Origin of the sequence: Candidatus Solirubrobacter pratensis, from assembly GCF_000425945.1 — a bacterium.
Taxonomy (GTDB): domain Bacteria; phylum Actinomycetota; class Thermoleophilia; order Solirubrobacterales; family Solirubrobacteraceae; genus Solirubrobacter; species Solirubrobacter pratensis.
Genome location: NZ_AUEK01000008.1, coordinates 321,760 through 348,040, shown reverse-complemented (window position 1 = coordinate 348,040; position 26,281 = coordinate 321,760). Strand labels below are relative to the sequence as shown.

Here is a 26,281-nt window from a genome sequence, read left to right as displayed (position 1 = left end):
GCCTCGGCCCAGGGGCCTCGTCACCGCTTCGCTCGGGGCTCGCCTGATGAGCCTCGAGGAGCTGCCGCACGGCCTGCCGGACCGCCTGCCGGTCCTTCCGCTGCGCGACACGGTCACCTATCCGGACACGCTGACGCCGCTCGCGGTCGGCCAGGAGCGCTCGATCCAGCTCGTCAACGACGCGCTGGTCGGCAACCGGATGCTCGTGATGCTCGGCTCCAAGGAGCCGGAGCTCGAGCTGCCGGGGCCGGAGCAGCTGCACACGGTCGGCGTCGCGGGGGTCGTCGCGCGCATGCTCAAGGTCCCGGACGGCAGCCTGCGCATCCTCGTCCAGGGCGGCCAGCGGGTGAAGATCGAGGAGTGGATCGAGGGCGAGCCGTACCTCGTCGCACGCGTCACCGAGCTGCCCGACCGCCTCGAGGAGGGCCCGGAGCTGACGGCGCTGATGCGCAACGTCCAGCAGACGTTCACGCGCATCATCGAGGAGGTCCCCTACCTCCCCGAGGAGCTGCAGATGGCGGTCGCCAACCTCGATGATCCGTCGGCGCTCGCGCACCTGATCGCAGGCGCCCTGCGCATCAAGGTCGAGGAGAAGCAGGCGCTGCTGGAGGAGGTCGACGTCGGCAAGCGGCTGCGGCGCCTGTCGGAGATCCTCGCGCGCGAGCTCGACATCGTCGCGATCGGCTCCAAGATCCAGTCGCAGGTCCAGTCCGAGATGGAGGGGGCGCAGCGCGAGTACGTGCTGCGCCAGCAGCTGAAGGCGATCCAGGCGGAGCTGGGGGAGAAGGACCCGGCCGAGGCCGAGGTGGACGACCTGCGCGCCCAGCTGGAGGCGCTCAAGCTGCCCGAGGACGTGCGCAAGCAGGCCGACCGCGAGCTCTCGCGGCTGGAGAAGCTCCCGCAGGCGGCGGCCGAGCACGGCGTCATCCGCACCTACCTGGAGTGGATCGCGTCGCTGCCGTGGGGCGTGCGCACCGACGACAACCTGGACCTCAAGCACGCGCGCGAGGTGCTCGACGAGGACCACTACGACATCGTCAAGGTCAAGGACCGCATCCTCGAGTTCCTCGCGGTCCGCAAGCTCAAGCCGGACGCGACGGGCTCCTCGATCATGTGCTTCGTCGGGCCGCCGGGCGTCGGCAAGACATCGCTCGGGCGCTCGATCGCCCGCGCCATGGGCCGCCGGTTCGAACGCATCTCCGCGGGCGGCGTGCGCGACGAGGCCGAGATCCGCGGCCATCGCCGCACCTACATCGGGGCGATGCCGGGGACGATCATCCGCGCGCTGCGCGACGCGGGCGCGAGCAACCCGCTGTTCATGATCGACGAGATCGACAAGATGGGCGCCGACTACCGCGGCGACCCGGCCAGCGCGATGCTCGAGGTGCTCGACCCAGAGCAGAACTCCACCTTCCGCGACCACTACCTCGACGTCCCGTTCGACCTCTCGGGCGTGCTGTTCATCACCACCGCGAACACGCTCGACACGATCCCGCCGCCCATGCGCGACCGGATGGAGATCATCCAGCTCGCCGGCTACACGGAGGAGGAGAAGCTGCAGATCGCCAAGCGCTACCTCGTGCCGCGCCAGATCGAGAGGTCCGGGCTCAAGCGCTCGCAGGTCGCGTTCACCGACACGGGGCTGAAGGCGATCATCGCCGACTACACGCGCGAGGCCGGCGTGCGCAACCTCGAGCGCGAGATCGGCGCGATCTGCCGCAAGATCGCCCTGCAGGTCGCCGAGGGCGACCTCGAGCGCAAGGTGTCGGTGACCGCGCCGAAGGTCCGCGAGCTGCTCGGGCGCGCCCGCTTCCAGGCCGACACCAAGCGCCGCACCTCCGAGCCGGGCGTCGCGACGGGGCTCGCGTGGACGCCGGTCGGCGGCGACGTGCTGTTCATCGAGGCGACGGCGATGCCGGGCTCGGGCAAGCTCACGATCACCGGTCAGCTGGGCGACGTCATGAAGGAGTCCGCCCAGGCCGCGCTCTCCTACGTGCGCGGGCACGCCGACCTGCCGGACGACTGGTTCTCCAGCCACGACCTGCATATCCACGTGCCCGCCGGCGCGATCCCGAAGGACGGGCCGTCCGCGGGGATCACGATGGCGACCGCACTGATGTCGCTCGTCACCGGCCGCCCGGTGCGCGACGACGTCGCGATGACGGGCGAGCTGACGCTGACGGGCCAGGTCCTGCCGATCGGCGGCCTGAAGGAGAAGGCGCTGGCGGCTCAGCGGGCGGGGGTCAAGTGCGTCCTCGCCCCGAGCCGCAACGAGCCCGACCTCGAGGACATCCCCGAGGCGCTGCGCAAGGGGATGGACTTCGTCTGGGTCAAGGAGATCGGCGATGTCTTCGAAGCCGCGCTCCAGAACGGCCGCCCCGGGTATGCTCGCCCCAACTGACTGCGAACCCTGACTCTTCGAGGAGGCGCGATGGCGAACAAGAAGGTGGCCAAGGCCGGAAAGGCGGCGCAGAGCGCACGCTCGAACCCGTACGTCCAGCGGTTCCTCGAGGACGAGGATCTGCGCAAGAACATCGTGCAGGCGTACGAGTCCGCGCGTGACGCGTATGGCCGGCTGAGCAACGGCAAGAACCCGACGACGCAGATCTTCGACGACAAGAAGCTGCAGAAGCACGTCAAGAACGCCGCGGGCAACCTGCGCGACGTCTCCGTGTCGCTGCGCGAGGCGCCCAAGAAGCAGCGCAAGGGCGGGTTCGGGCGCGTCCTGCTGCTCGGCGTCGTCGGCACCGGCGTCGCGCTCGCGCTGTCGGAGGGCCTGCGCAAGAAGGTGCTCGACACGCTGTTCGGCGCCGAGGAGGAGTTCGAGTACACCTCGACGACCGCGGCGCCGTCGACGCCGGCGGGCACGCCCGCCTGAGAGACCGCTCAGACACCTTTATCCCTCCGGGCCCGGCCTCGACCGGGCCCGCTGCGTCTGGATAAAGGTGTCAGAGCTCTATTGCTAGGTTCGGTGGATGGCGAACCTCGGCACCACGGAGCTCGACGTCTTCCGCCTCTGCCTGGGCGGCAACGTCTTCGGGTGGACCGCTGACGAGACCGACTCCTTCGCGGTCCTGGACGCATACGCGGCCGCCGGCGGCAACTTCATCGACACCGCCGACACCTACATGCGCCCGAACATGGGCGTGTCGGAGACGATCATCGGGCGCTGGATGGCCGCGCGCGGCAACCGCGACGACATCGTGCTGGCGACCAAGGTGGGGTCCGACGGCGGGCTCTCGGCCGGGAACATCCGCGAGCACGCCGAGGCGTCGCTGCGGCGGCTGCAGACCGACCGCATCGACCTCTACTACGCCCACAAGGACGATCTCGACACCCCGGTGGCCGAGACGTTGCGCGCGTTCGACGAGCTCGTGCGCGAGGGCAAGGTGCGCCACATCGCCGCGTCCAACCTGTCAGCGGAGCGCCTGCGCGAGTCGCTCGACGTCTCCTGGCGCGAGGGTCTCGCCGAGTACGTCGCGCTGCAGCCCCACTACAACCTGGTCGAGCGCGAGGGCTACGAGCGCGAGTACGCTCCCGTCGTCGAAGAGCACAACCTCGCCTGCCTGCCGTACTACGCCCTCGCCAAGGGGTTCCTGACCGGGAAGTACCGGCCGGGCGGCCCGGACGTCGAGAGCCCGCGCTCCAAGGGCGCGCTCGCGTACCTCGACGGGCGCGGCGAGCGCGTGCTGGCCGCGCTCGACCAGGTCGCCGCCGAGCGCGCCGCGCCGGTCGCCGCCGTCGCGCTCGCGTGGCTGTCGGCGCAGCCGGGCGTCGTCTCGCCGATCGCCAGCGCGCGCAGCGTCGAGCAGCTCGAGGCGCTGCTGCCCGCCGTCGGCCTGAAGCTGACCGACGAGGAGCTCGCGACGCTCACCGAGGCCTCGGCCTGATGGACACCGAACGGCAGACGTTCCTCGACGAGCTGTTCGCCTCCAGCCGCGCGCACGACGAGGCGCTGGAGGACCGCCTGCAGCGCTTCCGCAACGTGGAGCCCGAGACCGCCGAGCTGCTCGGGGTGCTCGTGCGCTCGATGCAGGCCAAGCGGGTGCTCGAGATCGGCACGTCCAACGGCTACTCGACGATCTGGCTCGCCGACGCCGCCGAGGCGGTCGGCGGCTCGGTGCTGTCGCTCGAGGTCGAGCCCGAGCGCACGGCGCTCGCGCGCGCCAACCTGGCGAAGGCCGGCGTCGACGGCTTCGTCGAGCTGCGCACGGCGGACGCCGGCGAGGTGCTGGCGCAGCTCGGCGACGGCTCGTTCGACCTCGTGTTCCTCGACGCCGAGCGGCCGGCGTACGTGGGCTACTGGCCGCACCTCGTCCGGGTCCTGCGCGACAACGGGCTGCTGGTCGTCGACAACACGCTCTCGCACGCGAACCAGCTGACCGAGTTCTCCGAGCTGGTCTACGGCGACGCGCAGGTCACCAGCACGCTGGTCACGGTCGGCGCCGGCGTGCTGCTCGCCGTCAAGTCCGACTGAGGCAGGCGAGCAGCCGGAAGGCGCGGTCGAGCTCGGTCAGCAGGTCGGCCTCCGGGTGGCGGATCCAGTGCCGGTAGGTGGCGGTCGCGGCGCCGAGCGCGGCGTCGGCGATCACCTGCGGGACGTGGTCCTCGGGACTCGCACCGGTGCGGGCGGCGACGAACTCGGCGACGACCGCGCTCCACTCGCGGTAGCGCAGCATCGAGTGGGCCTGCAGCGCAGGCACCGTCGTGATCAGCGTCATGCGGATCCGCAGCTCTCCGAGCTCGGCCTCACCGTAGTCGTTGAACGAGACCACGGCGCGGCGCAGCGCATCCATCAGCGGCTCCTCGGGGTCCGCCTGCGCGAGCTGCTCTCTCAGCCCCTCGAGCTGCCGGCTGAACTCGCCCCAGACGATGTCGTTCTTGCTCGGGTAGTAGCGGAACAAGGTCCGTGTTCCGACACCGACAGCCGCCGCGATCTCATCCATCGTGGTCGCGGAAAAACCCTGCTCGGAGAACAGCTGCAGGGCCGCGTGGGCCACCTCGCGGCGTGATGTCGTCCTTGGCCTGCCCGGCCGTGTTCGAGCGTTCGCCATGCGGGATTTGGCATCCTATGCCATTATTCCGCCGCAGCGCGGATGACCCTCGCTGAGCCTCTATCCGTCGGGCCGAGGACGGCCCCTACTCGCGTCGTCTTCGGGCCGCACGAGACAAATCTCGGGCGCCGGCGCTCGATCTCCTCGCGCCACGTGGCGTACTACGCGGCGCGGGCCGCGGGAGGCGCCGGGGTGATCGTCACCGAGACCGCCTCGGTGCACGACTCCGACTGGCCCTACGAGCGCGCGCCGCTGGCGCGCGAGTGCGCGGCGGGCTGGCGCACCGTCGCCGCCGTGTGCCGCCCGCACGGGACGCTCGTGCTCGCCGGGCTCGGCCACGCCGGCGCGCAGGGCTCGAGCGCGTACTCACAGGCGGTGCTGTGGGGCCCGTCACGCGTGGCCGACGCGATCAGCCGTGAGATGCCGGCGCCGATGGAGCGCGACGAGATCGCCGCGGTCGTCGCCGGGTTCGCCGCCGCCGCGTCGCTGGCCGCCGCCGCCGGGCTGGACGGCGTCGAGATCGACGCGGGCCCGATCTCGCTGCTGCGGCAGTTCCACTCAGGGCTGACGAACCTGCGCGGCGACGAGTACGGCGCCGACAAGCTGCGCTTCACGCGCGAGGTGCTTGCCGCGGTGCGCGACGCGATCGGCGCGGACCGGGTGCTCGCGCTGCGCCTGTCGTGCGACGAGCTGGCGCCGTGGGCGGGCATCACGCCCGAGCAGGCCGAGGAGCACGTGGACGCGTTCGCGGACGCGATCGACCTCCTCACCGTCGTGCGCGGCGGGCCGTTCTCGGTCACCGCCTACCGCCCCGACGCGCACGTGGAGCCACTCTTCAACCGCGCGCTCTGCACGCGGATGCGGGGGGCCGCCGCGGGCCGCTGCGCGGTCGTCCTGCAGGGCAGCGTGGTCGATCCCGGCGACGCGTCCGCGGCCGTGTCGGTCGGCGCCGCCGACCTCGTCGAGTGCACGCGCGCCCAGATCGCCGACCCGCGCTTCGTCGCGCACGTGCGCGCCGGCACGCCGGAGCAGATCCGCCCCTGCGTCCTGTGCAATCAGGCGTGCCGCGTGCGCGACCCGCGCAACCAAGTCGTGAGCTGCATCGTCGAGCCCGAGAGCGGCTACGAGACGCTGACGCACGCCGGAGGCGGCGAGCCGCGCGAGGTGCTCATCGTCGGCGCGGGGCCGGCGGGGCTCGAGTGCGCGCGCGAGCTGGCGCTGCTCGGGCACACGGTCACCGTCGCGGAGCGCGAGGCGTTCACCGGCGGCGCGCTGCGCATCGTCGGCCGCGAGCTCGGCAACCCGCGGATGGTGGAGTTCTGCGACTGGCTGGAGGAGCAGTGCCGCTGGCTCGGCGTCACGATCGAGCTCGGCCGCGAGGTGACCCCGAGCGAGGCGCTCGCCGCGGGCGAAGAGGCCGGCATGACCGTCCAGCCCATCGCGCTCGAGGCCGCCGGCGCCGCTGCGGGCTCGCACGCCGGCCGGGGATGGCTCCCGGCCGCGGACGTCGCCGGCCACCGCACCGCCGTCGCGGCGCCGCCCGGCCACCGGCGCCGCGACGTCATCGTCGCCACGGGCTCGCGTCCGGCGCGGACCACCTTCCCCTCCGTCGACGCGCTCTCGGCGCTCGCGGGCGCCGCCCTCCCAGAAGGGGCGGTGCTGGTCCACGACCCCGTCGGCGACGTGGCCGGCGTCGCCGTCGCCGAGTGGCTCGCCGCCGCCGGGCGCACCGTCTCGCTCGTCACGCAGGACCAGGTCGCCGGCGTGCAGCTTGCGCGCACCGGCGATCTCGCCGACGCCAACGGGCGCCTGCAGCGCGCCGGCATCGGGCGCGAGCTGCGCTCGATGATCCGCGAGGCGGGCCACGGGCGGGCCGTGCTCGAGGACGTGTGGACCGGCGAGCGGCGCGAGGTCCCCTGCGCGGTCGTGGTGGACTGCGGCCACCGGCTCCCGGACCAGTCGCTGCCCGGGCCGCGAGCGGGGGATTGCGTCGCGCCGCGCGGCGTCCTGCCGGCGATCCTGGAGGGGCGCCGGCTCGCGCGGGACCTCGGCGCGTGACCTACGCGCGTCTGTTCACGCCGTTGCGGATCGGCCCGCTGACCGTCCGCAACCGGATCGTGTTCGCGGCGCACCTGACCAACTACGCCCAAGACGGCCTGCCGACGGCCCGCCACGCCGCGTACTACGCCGCGCGCGCCGCGGGCGGGGCCGGGCTGATCGTCACCGAGGAGCACTCGACCCATCCGACCGACTGGCCGTACGAGAAGCTGATCCACGCGTACCGGCCCGAGGTCCTGCCGGGCTACCGCGCGATCACCGACGCGGTGCACGCGCACGACGTCCCGATCCTCGCGCAGATCAACCACAACGGCGGGCAGTCGTCGGGCATGTACACGCGGCTGCCGGTGTGGGCCCCGAGCCCCGTCGCCGACCCGCTGTTCCGCGAGGTGCCCATGGCGATCGGCGAGCAGGAGATCCGCGAGGTGATCGACGGCTATGCGACGGTCGCGGCGCGCTGCGCCGAGGGCGGCTTCGACGGCGTCGAGCTGCAGTGCTCGCACTCCTCGCTCGTGCGCGGCTTCCTCTCGCCGCTGACCAACCGGCGCACGGACCGCTACGGCGGCGCGCTCGAGCACCGGGCGCGGCTGCTGCTGGAGATCGTGGCGGCGGTGCGCGAGGCGATCGGCGGCTCGCGCGCGCTCGGCGTGCGGCTGTGCGGCGACGAGCTGCTCGAGGGCGGCACGACGATCGACGAGGCGGTCGCGGTCGCGCGGATGGCCGACGCCACGGGGCTGGTGGACTACATCAACACGTCGATCGGCGTGGCGACGGCGACGCTGTACATGATCGAGGCGAGCATGCAGGTCCCGCCGGGGTACGCGATGTTCATCCCGAGCGCGATCCGGGCCGCGGTCGGCGTGCCGGTCGTCGGCGTCGGGCGCTTCAAGGATCCGCTGCAGGCCGACCGCGCGCTGCAGGACGGCTTCTGCGACCTCGTCGGCGTCGTGCGCGGGCAGATCGCCGACCCCGAGTTCGCCGCGAAGGCGCGCTCCGGGCACGCCGAGGAGATCCGCACGTGCCTGTCGTGCAACCAGGAGTGCGTCGGGCGCGTCGGGCTCAACGGCCCGCTCGGCTGCATCGAGAACCCGCGCGTGGGGCGCGAGGCCGAGCCGCTGCCGGCGGCCGGCGGCCGGCGGCGCGTCGTGGTCGTCGGCGGCGGGCCGGGCGGGCTGCAGGCGGCGGTCACGGCGGCCGAGCGCGGCCATGACGTCGTCGTCTTCGAGCGCGAGGCCCGCCTCGGCGGGCAGGTTCCGCTCGCCGCCGGCGTGCCGAGCCGCGCGGAGCTGCTCGACCTCACGCGCAATCTCGCGGCGCACGCGCGGCGGCTCGGCGTCGATGTGCGGCTGGGGGTGGCGGCGGACGCCGGCGAGGTGCTCGGGGCGGCGCCGGACGCGGTCGTGCTGGCGACCGGCGCGAAGCCGCTCGCGCCGTGGTGGGCCGGCGGCCACGAGCGCGTGGTCGACGTCCGCGACGTGCTCGCGGGCCGCGCGACGCCGGCAGGGCGGGTGATCGTCGTCGACGAGCTCGGCTTCCATCAGGCGACCTCGGTCGCCGAGTTGCTCGCCGATCGCGGCTGCGACGTCGAGATCGTGACGAACGCGATGGTGGTCGGGCAGGATCTCGGCCTCACGCTGGACCTGGAGACCTGGAACGTGAGAGCGCATGCCAAGGGGATCCGGCAGGCGACCGACCTCGTGCCGATGGGCGTAGAGGACGACGCGCTGACGCTGCTGCACCACCCGACCGGCGTGAGCGAGCGGCGCCCGTTCGACTGGGTCGTGTGCGCGGTGCACCAGGCGCCGGAGGACGAGCTGTGGCACAAGCTGCGCGACGCCGAGTTCCCGGTCCACCGCGTCGGGGACTGCCTCGCGCCGCGGCGCGCGCACGCGGCGGTCATGGAGGGCCACCGGGTGGCGGTTGCACTGTGAGGTCGGTCGCCGTCGTCGTCGCTCGCGCGGGGCGGCTGCCGCTGGGCGCCGCCGAGGCGGCCTCGGCGGCCGGCGGCGAGGCGATCGTGGTGGGCGACGGCGCGCGCGCCGCCGCCGGCGAGCTGGCGGCGCGCGCCCACTGGTGCGACACCGGTCCGGGGCTGCGGGCCGCGGCGCTGACCGCGGCGCTCGCGCCGCTGCTGGCCGAGGCCGCGCTCGTGATCCTTCCCGCGTCGCCGGACGGGCGCGACCTCGCGCCGCGCCTCGCCGCCGCGCTGGATCGCCCACTGCTCGACGGGGCGATCTCCGTCGCGCTCGACGGGGAGACCGTGCGCGCCGAGCTCTCGCGCCACGAGTCCCGCACGCTGCTGCGGTGCGAGGCTCCCGCGCCCGCCGTCGCGACGCTCGAGCCCGGCTCGCTCACGCCGCGGGCCGCCGTCGCCTCGCGCGAGCGGATCCCGCTCGAGGTCCCTGACGACGCGCCCGACCCCGAGGTGCTCGAGGTGCTCGAGCCGGAGACGCGCGAGCTGGCCGACGCGCGCCTCGTGCTCGGCGGCGGCGGCGGGCTGGTCTCCGACCCCGGCGAGGGCCGGGCGGCGTTCGAGCTGCTCGAGCGCGCCGGCGCCGCGCTCGGCGCCGCGGCGGGCGCCACCCGCGTCGCCACCGACGCGGGCTGGATCGCCCGCGAACGGCAGATCGGGACGACCGGCGCGCTGATCGACCCGGAGCTCTACGTCGCGCTCGGCGTCGCGGGGGCGAGCCAGCACACGGCGGGGCTCGGGCGCCCGGCGCACATCGTCAGCGTCAACACGGACGCGGCATGCCCGATGAGCGCGATGGCCGACCTCGCGATCGTGGCCGATGCGCGCGCCCTGCTCGACGAGCTCGTGCGGCGGCTCGATGCTTGACGCGGTGGTCGTCGGCGCCGGTCCCGCGGGCGCCGCCGCCGCGCTCTCGCTGGCGCAGGCGGGACGCGACGTCGTGCTGCTCGAGCGCGGGCCGTTCCCGGGCGCGAAGAACGTCTACGGCGGCGTCGTGTACGGACGCGTCCTCGACGCGGTCGTCCCGCGCTGGTGGGAGGAGGTGCCGGTCGAGCGCTGGGTCGTCCGCCGCTCGACCGCCGTGCTGACCGAGACCCAGGCGCTGACCGTCGACTTCCGCACCCAGGCCTGGGGCGAGGCGCCGTACAACGGCATGACGACCTACCGGGCGCGCTTCGACTCGTGGCTCGCCGACAAGGCGGTCGAGGCGGGCGCGCGGCTGGTGACATCGACGGTCGCGACCAGCCTGCTGCGCGACGCGCGCGGCCGCGTGGCAGGCGTCCGCACCGACCGCCCCGGCGGCGACCTCCCCGCACGCGTCGTGATCGCCTGCGACGGCGTCAACTCGTTCCTCGCCAAGGAGGCCGGACTGCTGCCGCGCGCCGACGCCGCGCGCCACACGCTGGGCGTCAAGGAGGTGCTCTCGCTGCCGCGCGAGGCGATCGACGAGCGCTTCGGCCTGCACGGGGACGAGGGGCTGGACCTCGAGATCCTCGGCGGCACGCTCGGCATCCCGGGCGGCGGGTTCCTCTACACGGGCGCGGACACGCTGGCGGTCGGCGCCGTGCTCTCGCTGCCGCACCTCGCGAAGGCGAGGATCCGCCCTGAGCAGGTCGTCGCCGCGCTCAAGCGGCACCCGGCGATCGCGCCCTACGTGCGCGGCGGCGAGCTGCTCGAGTACTCCGCGCACCTGATCCCCGAGGGCGGCTACGACGCGCTGCCCGCCAAGCTCGCGCTCGACGGGCTGCTCGTCGCCGGCGACGCCGCCGGCCTCGCCCTCGCGACCGGGCTGTGGCTGGAGGGCGTGAACTTCGCGATCGGCTCCGGGCTCGCCGCGGGCCGCGCTGCGGCGGCGGCGCTGGAGCGCGGCGACGTGTCCGAGCGCGCGCTGGCGAGCTACCGCCGCGCGCTCGAGTCCGACTTCGTGCTGCGGGACCACAAGCGGCTGCGGCGCGCGCCTGAGCTCGTGCTGTCGCAGCGGATCCAGCAGCGCTACCCCGGCCTGATCTGCGACCTCGTCGAGGGTGCCTTCACCGTCACGAATCCCACGCCGAAGCCCGGCCTGGGGCGGCTCGCGCGGCGCACGGCCGCGCGGCACGGGCTGCGGCTGCGCGAGCTGGCGAGCGACGGGCTGAAGGCCGCGAGGGCGTTCCGGTGACGCGCTACGCCGGCATCGCCTTCGAGGATCGGATGGCGACGGTCGAGTTCCGCGTCGCCGAGCGGCCGCACATCAGCGTCGACTCGCGCGTGTGCGAGGGCTGCTCGACCAAGGCGTGCGTCACCGCGTGCCCGGCCGACCTGTTCGCCCTCACCGCCGACGGCGGCATCCTCTTCAACTACGAGCAGTGCTTCGAGTGCGGCACCTGTTACATGGTCTGCAACGAGGAGGGCGCGATCTCGTGGAGCTACCCCGACGGCGGGATGGGCGTCGTCTTCCACCATGGCTGACGTCGCCGCCGTACTGCGCTGGACCGCCGTGCGGACGGCGGTCGATCCGCTCACCGGCGCGGTCCTCGGCGCCTTCTACGGGTTCCCGCCCGCCGACTGGGCGGCGCTCGAGCACGCGCTGCGGCTCGGCCAGGCGCGCGCCGTCTGCGTCGCGCCGGCCGGCGCGGACCTGGGCGAGGTCGCCGCGCTCGCCCCGACCGTCCGCTTCGCGCACGGCGATCCCGCCGCCCTCGCCGCCGAGCTGCGCGGCGCGCTCGTCCTGTGCGGCGATCACGGCACGCTTCCCGCCCTGCTCGCCCACGAGCTCGGCGTCCCGCAGGCGCTCGGCGTCGTGCGGATCGAGCACGGGATCGCCGAGCGCCGGCTCGACCACGGCCTGCGCGAGCGCCTGCGCATCGACGGGCCCGCGGTCGTGTCCGTGGAGGCCGCGGGCGTCCGCGTCCGGCGCGCGCCGCTCGGCGCGCTGCTGCGGGAGCCGGACATCCGGCACGTCGCCGACCCGCCGCCGCGCAGCCGCGTGAAGGTCACCGCCACGCTGCCGTTCCGCCCGCCGCCGCGCGTCGTCCCGCCCCCGGCCGGCGACGCCACGGCGCGGCTGCGCGCACTCACCGGCGTCGACGAGGCGCGCGAGCCGCCGACGGTGCTCGGGCCGCTCGGCGCCTCAGCGGCCGCCGACGCGCTGCTCGGCTTCCTCGAGCGCCACGGCTATCTCAGGAGTCGGGCAGCACCGGTACGTTGACGAGCATCACCGCGGCGACGCACGCGGCGACGACGGCGAGCGTTCCGGCGATGCCGAGTACGCGTTGGGTGCGCGTCGCGTTCTCCGCGCGCCGCTTGGCCTTCTCGGCCTCCTCGAGCGCCTTCTCGAGCAGCCGCTCCGCCCATTCGAACTCGAGCGCGAGCATCGCCAGGCCGAGGGGGATGAGCACGAACGCCGGCCCGGGCGTGACGAGCATGATCACGCCGGCGATCAGGACGAGGAAGCCGGCGGCGCCCCAGGCGATCCGGAACACGGGATGCCGCGTGCGGTGGTGCTCCTGGCGCTGCAGCAGCCGCTCGATGATCCTCGGCCGCTCGCTCATTGCTCCCCGATCAGGTCGCGCACCTCGACGAGCGCGCCGGGGCGCTCGGCGGTGTCGGCCGACGGGTTGCCCAGGCGGTCCTGCCAGGCGACCAGGAACGGGTGCGGGTCGACCGCCTTGCCGCCGTCCGGGTGGATCTCGAAGTGCAGGTGCGGCGGCGTCGGCTCGGCGTCGCCGGTGTTGCCGACGTAGCCGAGCACGGTCCCGGCCTTCACGTGCGCATGGTCGACGGCCTCGGGGCTGAACGCCGAGAGGTGCGCGTAGAAGAACTGGTCGCCGGTGTCGGCGTAGACCCACAGCCGGTTGCCGGAGATCTTCAGCGAGCCGACGTTCTCGACCGTGCCGTCGGCGACGGCGACGACGGGCGTGCCGAAGCCGGCGAAGAGGTCGTTGCCCTCGTGGAAGCCGGCGTCGGCGCGGAAGGCGCCGAACGGGCCGCCGATCGTCGTCCTGCCGCGCACCGGGAACTGGAAGCGCGTGGAGAGCAGCCGCTTCTTGTAGCTCGGCGGCTTCTTGGCCTTGGGCTTATCCGGAGTCGGCGTGGCGGTCACCGACGGCGCCGGCGTGGCGGTCGGCGTCGGCGTCGCGGTCGGCGTGGGGGTGGCGGCACCGTCGCGCGCGGTCGCGGTCACGTCGGCGACGATCACGCTCGTGCCGGCGGGATACCCACCGTCCGCCGCGGCCAGCTCGAGCCGCAGCCCTGCGCCGTCGCGGTTGACCTCGACGGTGCCTGCGCCGTCCGGCAAGTCGTAGGACTTGCCCGAGCTGACGTCGCCGATCGTCTGGTCGCCGATCGCGAGGTTCTCGACGCCGCCGTCGTAGCCGACGCGGCCCTTGCCGTCGGCCTGCGCGCTGCGGGTCACGCGGTCGGCCGTGACCAGCCCGTCGAGCAGGTCGACGTCGCGCGCCTCGGCGGTCGACTCGGCCGTCGCGTCGCCGCCGCCGCGCGAGGACGAGGCGCTCGCGGAGCCGCCGCCGAGCCGGATGCCCTTGGGCGTCCTGGAGGGCGCGCTGCGGCTCGCGTCGTCGTCGCCGGACACGCTCACGGACGCGACGGTGCCGAGCGACCCGCTCACCACGGCCGCGTGCGCGCGGGCGGTGGGAGTGGACGCTGCGGGGGAGACGGACGCGAGGATCGCTGCGGCCGCCGCGGTGGCGGCGAGCGCGCCGGGGACACGGAGCCTCACGCCAAGAGTGTGCCAAACCGCGTCCCTGCCGCGACGCGGTCGCGGCGTGTCAGTTCCCTGTCTTCAGTATTGAACTGCGGCCCCCCTCCGCGCGATACGCTGCGCACGACAGGTCACGCGCGCCGGCTGGGGTGTTGGCCGCGTGGACGAAGACCTCTCCTGTAGGGAGGAGATTTGCGAGGTCTCATCATGGCGCCGGCGCTGCTCGGCTGCCTCCTGCTGCCCGCTGTCGCGGACGCCGCGCAGCTCCAGCGGCACGCGGTGACGCAGTCGACCGCGGCCGTCGTCTCGTACTGGACCCCGGCACGGATGCGTGCCGCCCAGCCCGCCGACCGGGTGCTGGCGCCGTCGGGAGCGAAGGTGAAGGCGAAGCCGCCCAAGACGCAGGCCGCATGGTCGTCGTTCGAGGTCACGACGCCGTACACCGATCAGCCGACCTCGACGCACGGCAAGGTGTTCTTCACGCTGGGCGGCGTCGATTACGTCTGCTCGGGCACGGCGCTGCTGAGCGCGAACAAGAGCGTGGTGTGGACGGCGGGCCACTGCGTCAACGAAGGCCCCGGCGCCTACGCCACCCGATGGGCGTTCGTCCCCGGCTACAAGGATGGGGCCGCTCCGTTCGGCGTGTTCGCCTCGCGGGCCCTGATGACGACGTCGGCGTGGGGGAGCGGCGGCGACTTCGGCCACGACGAGGGAGCGGCCGTCGTCGGCACCGCGAACGGCAAGGCGCTGACCGATGCGGTCGGCGGCCGCGGGATCACGTTCAACTACAGCCGCTCCCAGCAGTTCCAGTCGCACGGCTATCCGGCCGCGCCGCCGTTCAACGGCGAGCGCCACTGGGTCTGCGACTCGGCGCCGGCGGCGTCCGACAGCTCGGCGTCACCGGCGACGATGGGGATCGGCTGCGACATGACGGGCGGCTCGAGCGGCGGCGGCTGGATCGTCGGCTCCACGCTGTACTCGGTCAACTCGTACGGCTACGCGAACCAGCCGAATGTGATGTACGGGCCCTACATGGACTCGACCGCGCAGTCGCTGTACACGGCGGCGGCGGCGGCGTGAGTGCGTGAGCGCGGGGCGGGCGCCCGAGCGCCCGCCCCCTCACCCCATCTCGTGGTGCGCGTGCGACTCGGGCAAGCGCGACGGCTTCCCGTCGCGGAGCCGGAACGCGGCTCCGGTCGCGAGCACAGGGCCGCCCGGCTTGCGTGAGATCGCGACCCGCGCGCGGCCCACGCGCGCGCCGTGGTGCATGAGCGAGCCGCGCCCGCGCGAGTCGAGCCTCACGTGCCCCGCGGCGCGCCACATGAAGCGCTCGCGCGAGTAGACCTGCAGGGTCGCGATCAGGCCCGGGCGCGCGCTGACGCGCACCATGTGGCCCGACAGCTTCACGCGCACGTCGATCCGCTCGGCCACCGTCACCGTCGCGCCCGGGCTCTCGCCCCAGGCGGTCCGCGCGCGGTAGACCGAGGTCGCCTCCGGGCGCACCCGGGCGGTGAACGAGCCGTCGGCGCCCGGCACGACGTCTCCCATCGGCGCCCACGCCGCGCCCGCTTGGCGCTCGATCGCCACCCCGGGCGTGCCCGCCGGCACGCGCCCTGCGAGCGACACGGTCTCGCCCGCGAACGCCGAGCCGCCGGCCAGCGTCGCCGCCACGACGTCGACCTCGCCCGCCATGAACGGGTGGATCGTGCACACGAACGGCTGGGGGCCCACGGAGTCGAACTCGTGCGTGAAGAACGAGGACGACGCCAGCGGCCCCGACTCGAATCCTCCGCCCTTGACGTCGTGCGCCGTCAGGTCGCCGTTGCGGAACAGCACGGCGTCGCCCGGGAGGATCGTGACCCGCGCCGGGGAGAACGACTTGCCGGGCATCGAGATCGTCGTCGTCTCGGCCGAGGCGGCGGCCGGCGCGGCGGCGAGGATCGCGGCGGCGCCGAGGATCAGGCGCTTCATCGGCTCACCCGGTAAAGCCCGATCATCCCCTGCATCATGTGGCTCTCGACGTGGCAGTGATAGAGCCACGTGCCCGGCGCGTCCTCGCGCCAGCGCACCGACCAGCTCTCCGCCGGCCCGACCGACCGCGTGTCCTGCGTCACGCCCGACGACGCGCGCCAGCGGTGCCCGTGCACGTGGAAGGTGTGGAACTCGTCGCCGAGCGAGAGCACGTCCCACTGCACCACGTCGCCGACGCGCGCCTTGAACACCGGCGTGTTGCCGACGAACGCCCGGCCGTCGATCGTCTCGAAGCCGCCGAGCGCGGTGAAGAACGCGACGAACTCGCGGTCGGGGCGCCGCTCGCCGCGCCGCAGGATGGACAGCGCGCCGTACATGCCGCCCTTCAGCGACGCCTCCATCGCCGGCCCGTGGTCGTGGTAGGACCACACGCCGCCTGAGTCGCGACCGGCGTGCAGCGTGTAGGTGACGGACTGCCCGACCTTCACCTCGGCGTCGCGGCCGGAGAAGCCGGGCACATAGGAGCCGTCGGAGGACGGCTTGTACTCGACGCCGTGGAAGTGCATGGAGTGCGGTGCGCGGGTCAGCGTGTCGAGGTTCTTGAAGTGGACCTTCAGCGTGTCCCCGACGCGCGCCTTGAGCAGCGGGCCGGGGATGCGGCCGACGCCCGACGCGGTGTCCTCGGCCGACGGCGCGGGCGCGCGGAAGCCGCGCGAGTAGCGCCGGTAGGTCACCGTCGGGAAGATCGTCGCAGCCGCGTCGTAGCGCGCGCCGTGGATCGCGTCCTGCCCGTTGATCACGGGGTTCCAGCGCGTGGGCACGGCGGCCACCCAGTACTCGCGCGTGGCGGCGGCGGACTCCGCCGGGTACGCCGCGGCGGCGAGGACCGCGCACAGCAGCCCTCGCCGGATTCCGCGCATCACTTGACGGTGATCGTGCCCTGCATCCACGGGTGGACGGCGCAGAAGTAGCTCAGCTTGCTGCCCTTCTTCGCGGTCACCTTGAACGTCACCTTGCCCTTGGGCGGCAGGAAGATCGAGTCGCCGGCCGTGGTCTTGGTGCCCTCGGTGTCGAAGCCGGGCCGGCCGGCGTCCACGAGCGGCTGCTTGACCTCACCGGTCGTCGGATCGGCCTGATGGGCCGCCAGCAGCGGCCCGCACGCCGCGCACTGCATGACCTGGGCGGCCGTCCTCGGCAGCGCCGACTTCTTCAGCAGCGACAGCGAGTGCGGAGCGCCGTCCTTGCTCTTGTTGCGCAGCGTGATCGTCGCGCCGGACTTGACGGTGATGTCGCCCGGGACGAACTTCTGGCCGTCCTGGATGTACTCGTTGATCTTGACCTTCGACGTTCCTTGGGCCTCGATCGTGTTGGCCTTCGGCGCGGCCAGCGCCGGCGCCGCCACGGCGAGCGCCGCGACGGCGGCGAGCGCCGGCGGGGTGCGACGGATCATCCTTGTCCTCCTTAGGTCACTGGGAAGGCGCATCCTCGTCGCACGGCCCCGGCGCCGCATCGGGGATATCCCTAGAACAGCCCTCGTGCTGCCCACACCACGCGCGGCGAGCCGCGCGGGCGCAGGCGCCATGTCGCGAGCGCGCGACGCGCGTCCAGGCGCCCCGCGACGACGTCGACCCAGTCCGCGTAGCGGCAGCGCAGCTCGACGTCGACGGACGCCGCGCGGCCTGCGGCCGCGCTCGCAGCGCCGTCGTGCACGACCAGGTGCCACGGCTCGGCATCGGAGAACTCCCACTGCACGGTGAACGGCCCCGCCGGTGCCGTGCGGTGATCGACGGCGCGCCGCAGCACGTCGAACAGCAGCTTCATCGCGTCCGGGTCGCGCGCGGGCGCGCCGTCGGCCGGCCCGGCGAAGCCGGCGCGCAGCATCGCAAGCGCCCGCTCGCCGCGCTGCTCGGGCGTCATGTCGAGCGGGAACACCTGCGGGCCCGGCAGCGACTCCAGCGGCAGTCCCGCCGCGCGCATCTTGGCCTCGAACGAGCGCGCCGCCTCGGCATAGATCTCCTCCAGCGTGAAGCCGAAGACCTCGGTGTACTCGCGGTTCCAGGCGGGCGGGACGAACACGGCGATCGAGTACGGCGTCGCGGTCCGGATCAGCGCAGCGACGGCATCGACCACGCCCGGATCCGACTCGGCCAGGTCGTGCAGCAGCCGCACGCCGAACGCGATGTGGCGCTGCTCGTCGAGCGCCACCTGCTTCATGCCCGCACGGAAGCCGGGCAGCAGCCCACGCCGCTCGAGCGCGTCGGAGATGAAGTGCTGGCCCGGCTGCGCGAGCGTCGCCTCGACGACGAGGTGGTACATCGTCACCGCCCGCGCCAGCGCGGCGCGCGAGCGGTCGCGCCGCAGCCTGCCGGTCTCCTCGCGCAGCAGGTCGAACGTGCGCCGGAAGCCCCACGTGAGCTCCGGCTCGGTCGCGCACAGGCCGGAGGCCACCGTCCCGTCGCCGCGCCCCACGACCTCGTGCATGAAGCGCTTGAAGAAGACGGCGTGGCGCGCCTCGTCGACCTGCTGCGTCGCGAGGAAGTACCTCTGCTCCTCCAGCGGCGCCGCGTCGATGAACGGCGCGAGGTCGGCGGCCACCGCGTCCTCGCCGTGGAAGAAGAGCGCGTAGTTCCACAGCGCCGCACGCCGCTCCAGCTCGCTCATCGCCGCCCACTGCGCGCGGTCCTCGGTGAAGTCGATCTCGGTCGCCCGCCAGTTGCCGCGCTCCCAGCGGGCGTAGAGATCGTCGTAGGAGACCTGCGCGACGGCCGGCACGAGGCCGGAACCTACTCCCCGCCGCCTATGCGGGGGTGCGATTCGTCACACGCCGCCCGAGCTCGTCGGCGAGCTCGGCGATCGGCACGCGCTCCTGCGTCAGCGAGTCGCGGTCGCGCAGCGTGACGGTGCGGTCCTCGATCGTCTGGTGGTCGATCGTGACCGCGTACGGCGTTCCGATCTCGTCCTGGCGCCGGTAGCGCCGGCCGATCGCGCCGCCGTCGTCGTACTCGGCGCTCATGCGCGTGCGCAGCGACTCGTAGACCTCGCGCGCGACCTCGGGATGCCCGGCCTTGCGCAGCAGCGGCAGCACCGCGACCTTCACCGGGGCGACCGACGGGTGCAGGCGCAGGACCGTGCGCTCCTCGCCGCCCAGCTCGTCGGTGTCGTAGGCCTCGCACAGCAGCGCGAGGATCGTCCGCCCGACGCCGGCGGCCGGCTCGATCACGTGCGGGACGTAGCCCTTGCCGGTCTGCGGGTCCTTCCACTCGAGCTTCTCGCCCGAGAACTTCGCGTGCTGCGTGAGGTCGAAGTCGCCGCGGTTGGCGACGCCCTCGAGCTCCGACCAGCCGATCGGGTACAGGTACTCGACGTCGGCGGTGCCGGAGGAGTAGTGCGAGAGCTCCTCGAGGGTGTGCTCGCGCAGCCGCAGCCGCTCGCGCGAGATCCCCAGGCGCGCGTACCAGTCCAGCCGCTCCTGGCGCCAGTAGTCGTACCACTTGCCCGCCTCGTCCGGCGGGACGAAGAACTCCATCTCCATCTGCTCGAACTCGAGCGTGCGGAAGATGAAGTTGCCCGGCGTGATCTCGTTGCGGAACGACTTGCCGACCTGCGCGATCCCGAACGGCGGCCGCTTGCGCGCGTATTGAAGCGTCTGCTTGAAGTCGAGGAAGATGCCCTGCGCCGTCTCCGGCCGCAGGTAGACCGCCGCGCCGGCCTCCTGTACGGGGCCGATCGTGGTCTCGAACATCAGGTTGAACGCGCGCGGCTCGCTCAGCTCGCCGCCGCAGACGGGGCAGACGACCTTCGCGGGGTCCTCGCCGCGCGCCTCGGCCTCCTCCTGGAGGTGATCCAGGCGGAAGCGCCGCTTGCACTTGCCGAGGCACTGGACAAGCGGATCGGTGAAGCCGGCGAGGTGCCCGGAGGCCTCCCACGTCCGCGGGTGCTGGATGATCGCGGAGTCCAGCGCGACGATGTCGTCGCGCTCGAAGACCATCGCGCGCCACCACTCGTCGATGACGTTGCGCTTGAGGAGCACGCCGTAGTGCCCGTAGTCGTACGTGTTGGCGATGCCGCCGTAGATCTCGGAGGCGGGGAAGATGAGGCCCCGGCGCTTGGCCAGGGCCACGACCTCGTCCATGGTGGCTGCGGGCATGGCCGCTGAGTCTAGGGCGCCTATACTCGGCCGCCGGCATGCCGATTTACGAGTACCGCTGTGAGAACGGGCACCTCTTCGAGGTGATGCAGAGGATCACCGAAGACCCGGTGACCGAGTGCGAGGTCTGCGGAGCGCCGGTGCAGCGGGTGTTCCATCCCGTCGCCGTGCACTTCAAGGGATCGGGCTTCTACAACACCGACTACGGCACGGCCAAGCGGCGCCGCGAGAGCGCGGACTCCGCCGCGTCGGGCGCCGACAAGCACGACGCCAAGGCCGCCGAGAAGAAGTCCGACAGCTCGGGGTCCTCCGCGCCCAGCACGTCGCCCTCGAGCGGCGGCTCGTCGTCCGACAAGCCATAAGCGGACCTGATCGGGCGGCCTACGGATCGTCATTGGTGCTGACGGGTGGGCGCTGGGACACTCGGTGTCCATGTCCGCACGCCACGCCTCGCTGCTCGCCGCGCTGGCCGCCATCTGGGGCGGCTCCTACCTGCTGATCAAGTACGCCCTCGACGGCTTCTCGGCCGCCGCGATCGTCTCGTTCCGCTGCCTGCTCGCCTCGGCGGTCCTGTACGCCGCGCTGCGCGCGACCGGCGCCGCCAAGCCGGCGCTCGCGGATCTCCGCGCGCGGCCGAAGTTGGCGCTGATCCTCGGCCTCACGGCGGTCGCGTTCCCGTTCCTGTTGATCACGTTCGGCGAGCACGTCGTCCCGAGCGGACTGACGGCCGTGCTGATCTCGCCCACCTCGCTGTTCGTCGCCCTGTTCGCGCCCGCCATCGACCCGAGCGAACGCATCGACCGCCGCCAGGCGGCCGGCATGGGACTCGGGCTGCTCGGCGTCGCGATGGTGGTCGGCGTCGACTCGGTGAGCACGGCGGGCGAGTTCCTCGGCGCGCTCGCGATGGTCGGCGCGGCGGCGTTCTACGGGCTCTCGACGTTCGTCGTGAAGGGCCGCTTCGGCCACCTGGCGTCGATGCAGACCTCGTGGATCTCGGTGACCGTGGCCGGCGTCGTCACGCTGCCGGTCGCGATCGCCACCACGCCCGGCCACACGCCGACGCTCGGCGCGAGCGCGGCGCTGGTCGTGCTCGGCGCCGTGGGGACGGCGATCGCGTTCGTGATCTTCTACAAGCTGATCAACGAGATCGGCGCCGGCCGCGCCTCGCTCGTCTCCTACCTGGCCCCGGGCGTCGCGCTGTTCTACGGCGCGGTCTTCCGCGACGAGGCGATCACGGTCGCGGCGGTCGCGGGCCTGGCGCTGATCCTCGGCGGCGTCTACATCGCGTCGCGCAAGCGCAAGGCCGCGCGACTGGTGAAGCCGGCGCCTTCCGCCGCCCGCGCGTAGTAGCGTGCCCCGGCAGTGGACCTGACGCTCTCGCCGGCCGAGGAGGAGTTCCGGGACGGGCTGCGCGCCTGGATCGCCGAGCATCACCCTGGCCGCGAGCCGGACGCCGACGAGGAGGCGTTCAGGTTCCGCCGCGACTGGCAGCGCAAGCTCAACGATCGCGGCTGGGCGGGACTGACGTGGCCGAGCGAGTTCGGCGGCGCGGGCGCGACGATGATCGAGCAGGCGATCTTCTTCGAGGAGATCGCCCGCGCCCGCGCGCCGCAGATGGCGAACGTGCTCGGGCTGACGATGGGCGGCCCGACCGTGATCGCGCACGGGACCGACGAGCAGAAGGAGCGCTTCCTCGCCCCGATCCTGAGTGCCGACGAGATCTGGTGCCAGGGGTTCTCCGAGCCGGAGTCGGGCTCCGACCTCGCCTCGCTGAAGACGCGCGCGGTTCCCTCCGGCGACGGCTACGTGGTCACCGGGCAGAAGGTGTGGACGACGTTCGCGCACGAGTCCAAGTGGTGCATGCTGCTCGCGCGCACCAACCAGGACGCGCCCAAGCACCGCGGCCTCACGTACTTCCTGATGGACATGGAGCAGGACGGCGTCGAGGTCCGCCCGCTCGTGCAGATCACCGGCGAGGCGGAGTTCAACGAGCTCTTCATCGAGGAGGCGCACATCCCGGCCGAGAACGTCGTCGGCGGGGTGGACAACGGCTGGCGCGTCGCGATCACGACGTTGATGCACGAGCGCGCGGGGCTCGCGTTCGCGCTCCAGGCGCGCGTGCAGATCGCGCTCGGCGAGCTGATCGACGAGCTCAAGGGGACCACCGATCCGATCGTGCGCCAGCGGCTGGCGCAGCTGTCGATCGAGGCCAACGTCCTGCGGCTGCTCGCCTACCGCGGGCTGACGACCGCGATGAAGTCCGGCGAGCCGGGGCCGGAGGGCTCGCTCGGCAAGTGGCTGTGGGCCGATGTCAACCAGGGGCTGACCGAGCTCGCGCAGGACGTGCGCGGCCCGCGCGCCGCGCTGGTCGACGACCGCTGGACCTACCGCTACCTGCGCGCCCGGGCCAACTCGATCGAGGGCGGGACGACGGAGATCCTCAAGAACATCGTGGCCGAGCGCGTCCTGGGGCTGCCGCGCGGATGAACTTCGACCTGACCGAGGACCAGCGCGAGATCAAGCGCACGGCGCGCGAGTTCCTGGCCGCCCGCTATCCGCTGGAGAAGGTGCGGCGGATCGCGCTCGACGGCGAGCCCGACCCGCACTGGGACGAGATCGTCGAGCTCGGCTGGCCGGGCATCGCCGAGTTCGGGATCGTCGAGCTGGCGGTCGTGGCGGAGGAGCTCGGCTACGCGCTGGCGCCGTCGCCGCTGTTCTCCACCTGGGCGGCGTCGCTCCTGCATCCGGGACTCGAGGGGCGCGGGACGATCGCGATGTGGGACGAGGACGGGCCGCCGCGCGAGGACGGCGGCCGCCTGACCGGCGCGAAGATCGCGGTCCCGAACGCCGACGCCGCCGACACGATCGTCGTGACCGCCGGGGACCGGCTCTTCGCGGTGGCGGAGGCCCAGGTCGAGTCGGCGCGCGCGCTCGACGCGACGCGGCCGCTGTCCACCGTGCGCTTCGACGGCACGCCCGCGCAGGAGCTGCCGGCGCGCCCGTGGGACCCCGTGTACGTCGCCGCCGCGGCCGAGGCCGTCGGGGTGGCGGAGCGCGTGACCCGGATGACCGTGGACTACGCGAAGGAGCGCAAGCAGTTCGGCCGCGCGATCGGCTCCTACCAGGCCGTCTCGCACGCCTGCGCGCAGATGTACCTCGAGACCGAGGGCGCGCGCTCGGTGACCTACTGGGCGGCCTGGGCGCTCGACCACGACCCGCAGGCCGCGCGGGCGGCGGCGTGCTCGGCCAAGGCCTACGCGTCCGACGCGGCGGTCAACGTCACGCGCCGCGCGCTCCAGCTCCACGGCGGGATCGGCTTCACGTGGGAGCACGACCTGCACCTCTTCCTCAAGCGCGCCGAGGCGAGCGCGCACGCGTACGGCGACGCCCGCTGGCACCGCGAGCAGCTCGCCTCGATCCTCCTCTAGTCAGCGTCGCTTGCGCGAGCGGCGGCGTCCGGCGCTAGCCCGCGAGGAACTTCTGGACGGCGCGGTGCTTGCTCGCGTCGTCGACGGTCAGGCCGGCGCCGCCGGCCGCGGTCGTGACCGTGCCCGTCGGCTTGAGCACCTGCGGCACCGAGGAGCCGGCGGTCAGCTCGGCGCCGACGAGGCCGAGCAGCGACGGGCCGGCCATGTCGGACCGGATCGCCTTCGGCGCCGCCCAGGACACCCAGGGCAGGCGCACGAACGTCTCGAACGACTTCACCTTCGCCTTGATCGCGCCGAGGATCTTCTGCTGGCGGCGGGCGCGCGTGAGGTCGCTCTCGCGCGGGTTGCAGTCGTTGTGCCGGGTCCGTGCGAGGGCGAGCGCCTGCTTGCCATTGATCTCGTGCGTGCCCGACGGCAGCCGCAGCGTGTAGCCGCCGTTCTTGAAGCCGCCGTTGAGCCGGGACACGACGCAGCTGCCCTTGTAGGTGACGCCGCCGAGCGCGTCGACCAGCTGCGGGAAGTTCTCGAAGTTGACCTCGATCAGGTGGTTGACGTCGATGCCGAGGAACTGCTCGACGGTGCGGATGGCGAGCGCCGGACCCCCGTACGCGTACGCGGCATTGATCTTGTCCTGGCCGTGGCCGGGGATGTTCACGACGGTGTCGCGCGGGATCGAGAGCGTCGCGTTCGCGCCGCCGCCGATCCGCATCAGCAGGATCGAGTCCGAGCGCGATCCGGCCTCGCCGATCGTCTGCGCTCCCGCCTCGTGCGTGCCCTTCGGGCGCGCGTCGGAGCCGAGCACGAGGATCGTGTTCGGCGACGTGAGCGGGTAGCCGGCGCCGCCGAGCTGCGCGTCGGCCGCACTCGAGGTCTTCGCCGACTGGATCTGCGCGGAGACGAGGAAGAGCACGAGCGAGACCAGCACCCAGCCGACCAGCGCCAGCGCGAGGTAGGCGAGGATGCGACCGGGGCGAAGGCGGCGACGCCGGCGCCTGGGCTTGTCCGGCTGGAAGCGCCGCGGCTCCTCGGGACGGGCCGGCGCAAGGTCCTCCTCGCCGCGCCGGAACAGCTTCGGCCGGGTCCGATAGAGCGTGTACTGCGGCTGTTCGTCGTCGTGCTGATCGGCCATGGCGGCTCGCGATATCGTGGCCGGCACATGGCCGAGGGACACGTCATCGGCGTCGATCTCGGCGGCACGAAGCTCCTGGCCGGCGCGGTCGGCTCCGATCTTTCGGTGATCCACCGTACCAACCGCCCGGTCCTCGGGCTCACCCAGGATCAACTCGTGCAGATGGTCGCCGACGCCGTCGAGGAGATCCGGACGGCGGTCGGCACGCCGATCGAGGCAGTCGGCTTCGGCATCCCGTGCACGTTCGACACCCGCACGGGGATGGCGGTGCAGGCGGTCAACGTGCCGCTCAGGGACATCGCGTTCGCGGAGGTGATGGCGAACCGGCTCGGCGTCCCGGTCATCGTCGACAACGACGCGAACTGCCACGTCTACTGCGAGGCGAAGCTCGGCATCGCGCAGGGCGCGTCCGAGGTGGTGCTGCTCACGCTCGGCACCGGCATCGGCGGGGGGCTCTTCCTGCGCGGCGAGGTCTACCGCGGCTGGATCGGCGGGGGCGCGGAGCTCGGGCACATGGTGGTCGAGATGAACGGGCGGCCGTGCCAGGGCAACTGCCCGAACTGGGGCTGCCTGGAGTCGGTCGCCTCCGGCTCGGCGCTCGTGCGCGAGGCGTCGCTGGCCGTCGCCCGCCGGCCGGACACGGAGCTGGGCGCGGCGCTCGAGGAGGGCCGCGAGCTCACGGGACCGCTGATCACCGAGCTTGCCAACGCGGGCGACCCGGTCGCCGCGGGCGCGATCGAGACGATCGGGCGCGCGCTCGGCGTCGGGATCGTGAACCTGCTGAACATCTTCAACCCGCAGGTCGTCGTCGTCGGCGGCGGCGTGATCGCGGCCGGCGAGCTGCTGCTGGCGCCCGCGCGCGGCGTGATGATGGAGCGCGCGCTGGCGCCCGGGAAGGACGTCGTGCGCGTCGAGGCGGCCCGCTACGGCCCCGAGGCGGGGATGATCGGCGCGGCGCTGTTCGCGCGCGAGCTGGCGGCTGGTCGCGCGACGGGGGCGATCGAGGCTCGCCCGTCGTGAGCGGGCGGCTGGTCGTCTGCCCGACGCCGATCGGCAACCTCGAGGACGTGACACTGCGGGTCCTGGCGGCGCTGCGCGAGGCCGACGTGGTGGCGTGCGAGGACACCCGCCACACGCGCGTGCTGCTGGAGCGCTACGGGGTGAGCGCGTCGCTGGTCTCCTACCACGAGCACAACGAGCGCGCGCGGGCCGCCGAGCTGGTGGGACGGATGCAGGAGGGCGCCGTGGTCGCGCTGGTGTCCGACGCCGGGATGCCGCTGGTGAGCGATCCCGGCTACGCGCTCGTGCATGGCTGCGTCGCCGCCGGGCTGGCCGTCGAGGTGCTGCCCGGGCCGTCGGCCGCGCTCACCGCGCTGGTGGCGAGCGGGCTTCCCTCCGATGCGTGGCGCTTCGCCGGGTTCCTGCCGCGCAAGCGCGGGGCGCTCGAGGACGTGCTGCGGTCGCCCGAGACGGTCGTGGCGTTCGAGTCGCCGCGGCGGGTGGCGGCGTCCTTGGCGGTGCTCGCTTCGCTCGATCCGCAGCGGCCCGTCGCGGTCTGCCGCGAGCTCACGAAGGTGCACGAGGAGATCGTGCGCGGGACGGCCGCCGAGCTCGCGGAGCGCTACGCGTCCCAGGACCCGCGCGGCGAGATCGTGCTCGTGATCGGCGGCGCTCCGGCTCGCTCGGAGCCGGACCCGGCCGCCGTCGAGGCGGTGCGGCGGCTCGTCGAGGCGGGCGCGCGGGCGAAGGTCGCCGCCGCGGTCGTCTCGGAGCTCACCGGCGCGCCCGCGAACGCGCTCTACCGCGCGGTCGCGACCTAGCCG

Annotated in this window: 26 protein-coding genes; 17 read left to right on the top strand and 9 right to left on the bottom strand. The window is 73.3% G+C overall.

Going from position 1 to position 26,281, the window contains the following annotated elements; translation table 11 throughout:
* The first annotated feature begins 46 nt into the window (after nucleotides 1-46).
* The 4 genes from lon to H958_RS0112140 all read left to right on the top strand — a co-directional run bounded on the left by lon (nucleotide 47) and on the right by H958_RS0112140 (nucleotide 4,477).
* Nucleotides 47-2,401 (top strand): endopeptidase La, encoded by a 2,355-nt coding sequence (gene lon / locus H958_RS36725; protein ID WP_037409910.1) that lies wholly within the window; start codon nucleotides 47-49, stop codon nucleotides 2,399-2,401.
* A gap of 30 nt (nucleotides 2,402-2,431) precedes the next feature.
* Nucleotides 2,432-2,878: a hypothetical protein gene (locus H958_RS46235; RefSeq protein ID WP_028058875.1), complete on the top strand. Its 447-nt coding sequence runs from the start codon at nucleotides 2,432-2,434 to the stop codon at nucleotides 2,876-2,878.
* A gap of 97 nt (nucleotides 2,879-2,975) precedes the next feature.
* A complete protein-coding gene (locus tag H958_RS0112145) occupies nucleotides 2,976-3,890 on the top strand; it encodes an aldo/keto reductase (RefSeq protein ID WP_028058874.1) in 915 nt (304 codons plus the stop codon).
* Nucleotides 3,890-4,477, top strand: coding sequence for an O-methyltransferase (locus H958_RS0112140; RefSeq protein ID WP_028058873.1), 588 nt, complete (start codon nucleotides 3,890-3,892; stop codon nucleotides 4,475-4,477). Before H958_RS0112145 ends, H958_RS0112140 begins: the two co-directional genes overlap by 1 nt.
* On the opposite strand, the gene mftR is transcribed toward H958_RS0112140, so the two are convergent.
* Nucleotides 4,464-5,054 carry a mycofactocin system transcriptional regulator gene (mftR, locus tag H958_RS0112135; protein WP_028058872.1) on the bottom strand — a complete coding sequence of 197 codons (591 nt, stop codon included), beginning with the start codon at nucleotides 5,052-5,054 and terminating at the stop codon, nucleotides 4,464-4,466. The two genes, H958_RS0112140 and mftR, sit on opposite strands and share 14 nt — an antisense overlap.
* 42 nt (nucleotides 5,055-5,096) lie before the next feature.
* On the opposite strand from mftR, the gene H958_RS0112130 reads away from it, so the two are divergent.
* The 6 genes from H958_RS0112130 to H958_RS36715 are packed head-to-tail and all read left to right on the top strand — an operon-like array spanning nucleotide 5,097 to nucleotide 12,271.
* Nucleotides 5,097-7,112, top strand: coding sequence for a mycofactocin system FadH/OYE family oxidoreductase 1 (locus H958_RS0112130; RefSeq protein WP_037409909.1), 2,016 nt, complete (start codon nucleotides 5,097-5,099; stop codon nucleotides 7,110-7,112).
* Nucleotides 7,109-9,043, top strand: a complete 1,935-nt coding sequence (locus tag H958_RS0112125) for a mycofactocin system FadH/OYE family oxidoreductase 2 (RefSeq protein ID WP_028058870.1) — start codon at nucleotides 7,109-7,111, stop codon at nucleotides 9,041-9,043. Before H958_RS0112130 ends, H958_RS0112125 begins: the two co-directional genes overlap by 4 nt.
* Nucleotides 9,040-9,951 carry a mycofactocin-associated electron transfer flavoprotein alpha subunit gene (locus H958_RS0112120; protein ID WP_028058869.1) on the top strand — a complete coding sequence of 304 codons (912 nt, stop codon included), beginning with the start codon at nucleotides 9,040-9,042 and terminating at the stop codon, nucleotides 9,949-9,951. Before H958_RS0112125 ends, H958_RS0112120 begins: the two co-directional genes overlap by 4 nt.
* The gene (locus tag H958_RS36720) at nucleotides 9,905-11,242 is read left to right on the top strand and encodes an FAD-dependent oxidoreductase (protein ID WP_051324145.1); all 1,338 of its coding nucleotides are present in this window, start codon (nucleotides 9,905-9,907) and stop codon (nucleotides 11,240-11,242) included. Before H958_RS0112120 ends, H958_RS36720 begins: the two co-directional genes overlap by 47 nt.
* A gap of 32 nt (nucleotides 11,243-11,274) precedes the next feature.
* On the top strand, nucleotides 11,275-11,532 hold the full coding sequence (locus H958_RS0112110) for a ferredoxin family protein (protein WP_051324202.1): 258 nt from the start codon (nucleotides 11,275-11,277) through the stop codon (nucleotides 11,530-11,532).
* Nucleotides 11,525-12,271: an adenine nucleotide alpha hydrolase family protein gene (locus H958_RS36715; RefSeq protein WP_051324144.1), complete on the top strand. Its 747-nt coding sequence runs from the start codon at nucleotides 11,525-11,527 to the stop codon at nucleotides 12,269-12,271. The genes H958_RS0112110 and H958_RS36715 overlap by 8 nt, the downstream gene beginning before the upstream one ends.
* Here H958_RS36715 and H958_RS45045 read toward each other — a convergent pair.
* Nucleotides 12,243-12,614 (bottom strand): PGPGW domain-containing protein, encoded by a 372-nt coding sequence (locus H958_RS45045; RefSeq protein WP_081685812.1) that lies wholly within the window; start codon nucleotides 12,612-12,614, stop codon nucleotides 12,243-12,245. The two genes, H958_RS36715 and H958_RS45045, sit on opposite strands and share 29 nt — an antisense overlap.
* Complete coding sequence (locus tag H958_RS43265; protein WP_051324143.1) at nucleotides 12,611-13,801, bottom strand: M23 family metallopeptidase; 1,191 nt, start codon at nucleotides 13,799-13,801, stop codon at nucleotides 12,611-12,613. Before H958_RS43265 ends, H958_RS45045 begins: the two co-directional genes overlap by 4 nt.
* A 174-nt stretch (nucleotides 13,802-13,975) precedes the next feature.
* Between H958_RS43265 and H958_RS36700 the strand changes: the two genes are divergently transcribed.
* Nucleotides 13,976-14,863: a trypsin-like serine peptidase gene (locus H958_RS36700; RefSeq protein WP_156027939.1), complete on the top strand. Its 888-nt coding sequence runs from the start codon at nucleotides 13,976-13,978 to the stop codon at nucleotides 14,861-14,863.
* 39 nt (nucleotides 14,864-14,902) lie between these two features.
* Here H958_RS36700 and H958_RS43260 read toward each other — a convergent pair whose 3' ends face one another.
* From H958_RS43260 to H958_RS0112065, 5 genes are all read right to left on the bottom strand, one after another.
* Nucleotides 14,903-15,754 (bottom strand): cupredoxin domain-containing protein, encoded by an 852-nt coding sequence (locus H958_RS43260; RefSeq protein WP_051324141.1) that lies wholly within the window; start codon nucleotides 15,752-15,754, stop codon nucleotides 14,903-14,905.
* Entirely contained in the window at nucleotides 15,751-16,674 is a 924-nt protein-coding gene (locus H958_RS0112080) for a multicopper oxidase domain-containing protein (RefSeq protein WP_028058867.1), read from the bottom strand. Before H958_RS0112080 ends, H958_RS43260 begins: the two co-directional genes overlap by 4 nt.
* Nucleotides 16,674-17,204, bottom strand: a complete 531-nt coding sequence (locus H958_RS0112075; RefSeq protein ID WP_028058866.1) for a cupredoxin domain-containing protein — start codon at nucleotides 17,202-17,204, stop codon at nucleotides 16,674-16,676. Before H958_RS0112075 ends, H958_RS0112080 begins: the two co-directional genes overlap by 1 nt.
* Nucleotides 17,205-17,275: 71 nt before the next feature.
* Nucleotides 17,276-18,526: a ribonucleotide-diphosphate reductase subunit beta gene (locus tag H958_RS0112070; RefSeq protein WP_028058865.1), complete on the bottom strand. Its 1,251-nt coding sequence runs from the start codon at nucleotides 18,524-18,526 to the stop codon at nucleotides 17,276-17,278.
* 25 nt (nucleotides 18,527-18,551) lie between these two features.
* Nucleotides 18,552-19,901: a glycine--tRNA ligase gene (locus tag H958_RS0112065; protein WP_196807321.1), complete on the bottom strand. Its 1,350-nt coding sequence runs from the start codon at nucleotides 19,899-19,901 to the stop codon at nucleotides 18,552-18,554.
* A gap of 38 nt (nucleotides 19,902-19,939) precedes the next feature.
* On the opposite strand from H958_RS0112065, the gene H958_RS0112060 reads away from it, so the two are divergent.
* The 4 genes from H958_RS0112060 (at nucleotide 19,940) to H958_RS43255 (ending at nucleotide 23,329) form a co-directional block, all read left to right on the top strand.
* The gene (locus H958_RS0112060) at nucleotides 19,940-20,263 is read left to right on the top strand and encodes an FmdB family zinc ribbon protein (protein ID WP_028058863.1); all 324 of its coding nucleotides are present in this window, start codon (nucleotides 19,940-19,942) and stop codon (nucleotides 20,261-20,263) included.
* 70 nt (nucleotides 20,264-20,333) lie between these two features.
* Nucleotides 20,334-21,248 carry a DMT family transporter gene (locus H958_RS0112055; protein WP_037409907.1) on the top strand — a complete coding sequence of 305 codons (915 nt, stop codon included), beginning with the start codon at nucleotides 20,334-20,336 and terminating at the stop codon, nucleotides 21,246-21,248.
* Nucleotides 21,249-21,263: 15 nt separating this feature from the next.
* Entirely contained in the window at nucleotides 21,264-22,388 is a 1,125-nt protein-coding gene (locus H958_RS0112050) for an acyl-CoA dehydrogenase family protein (RefSeq protein WP_028058861.1), read from the top strand.
* The gene (locus H958_RS43255; RefSeq protein ID WP_051324139.1) at nucleotides 22,385-23,329 is read left to right on the top strand and encodes an acyl-CoA dehydrogenase family protein; all 945 of its coding nucleotides are present in this window, start codon (nucleotides 22,385-22,387) and stop codon (nucleotides 23,327-23,329) included. Before H958_RS0112050 ends, H958_RS43255 begins: the two co-directional genes overlap by 4 nt.
* A 34-nt stretch (nucleotides 23,330-23,363) precedes the next feature.
* On the opposite strand, the gene H958_RS43250 is transcribed toward H958_RS43255, so the two are convergent.
* Nucleotides 23,364-24,458 carry an LCP family protein gene (locus H958_RS43250; RefSeq protein ID WP_051324138.1) on the bottom strand — a complete coding sequence of 365 codons (1,095 nt, stop codon included), beginning with the start codon at nucleotides 24,456-24,458 and terminating at the stop codon, nucleotides 23,364-23,366.
* Between the two features lie 27 nt (nucleotides 24,459-24,485).
* On the opposite strand from H958_RS43250, the gene H958_RS0112035 reads away from it, so the two are divergent.
* Nucleotides 24,486-25,478 carry an ROK family protein gene (locus H958_RS0112035; RefSeq protein ID WP_028058860.1) on the top strand — a complete coding sequence of 331 codons (993 nt, stop codon included), beginning with the start codon at nucleotides 24,486-24,488 and terminating at the stop codon, nucleotides 25,476-25,478.
* On the top strand, nucleotides 25,475-26,278 hold the full coding sequence (rsmI, locus tag H958_RS0112030) for a 16S rRNA (cytidine(1402)-2'-O)-methyltransferase (protein WP_028058859.1): 804 nt from the start codon (nucleotides 25,475-25,477) through the stop codon (nucleotides 26,276-26,278). The genes H958_RS0112035 and rsmI overlap by 4 nt, the downstream gene beginning before the upstream one ends.
* Nucleotides 26,279-26,281 lie beyond the last annotated feature (3 nt).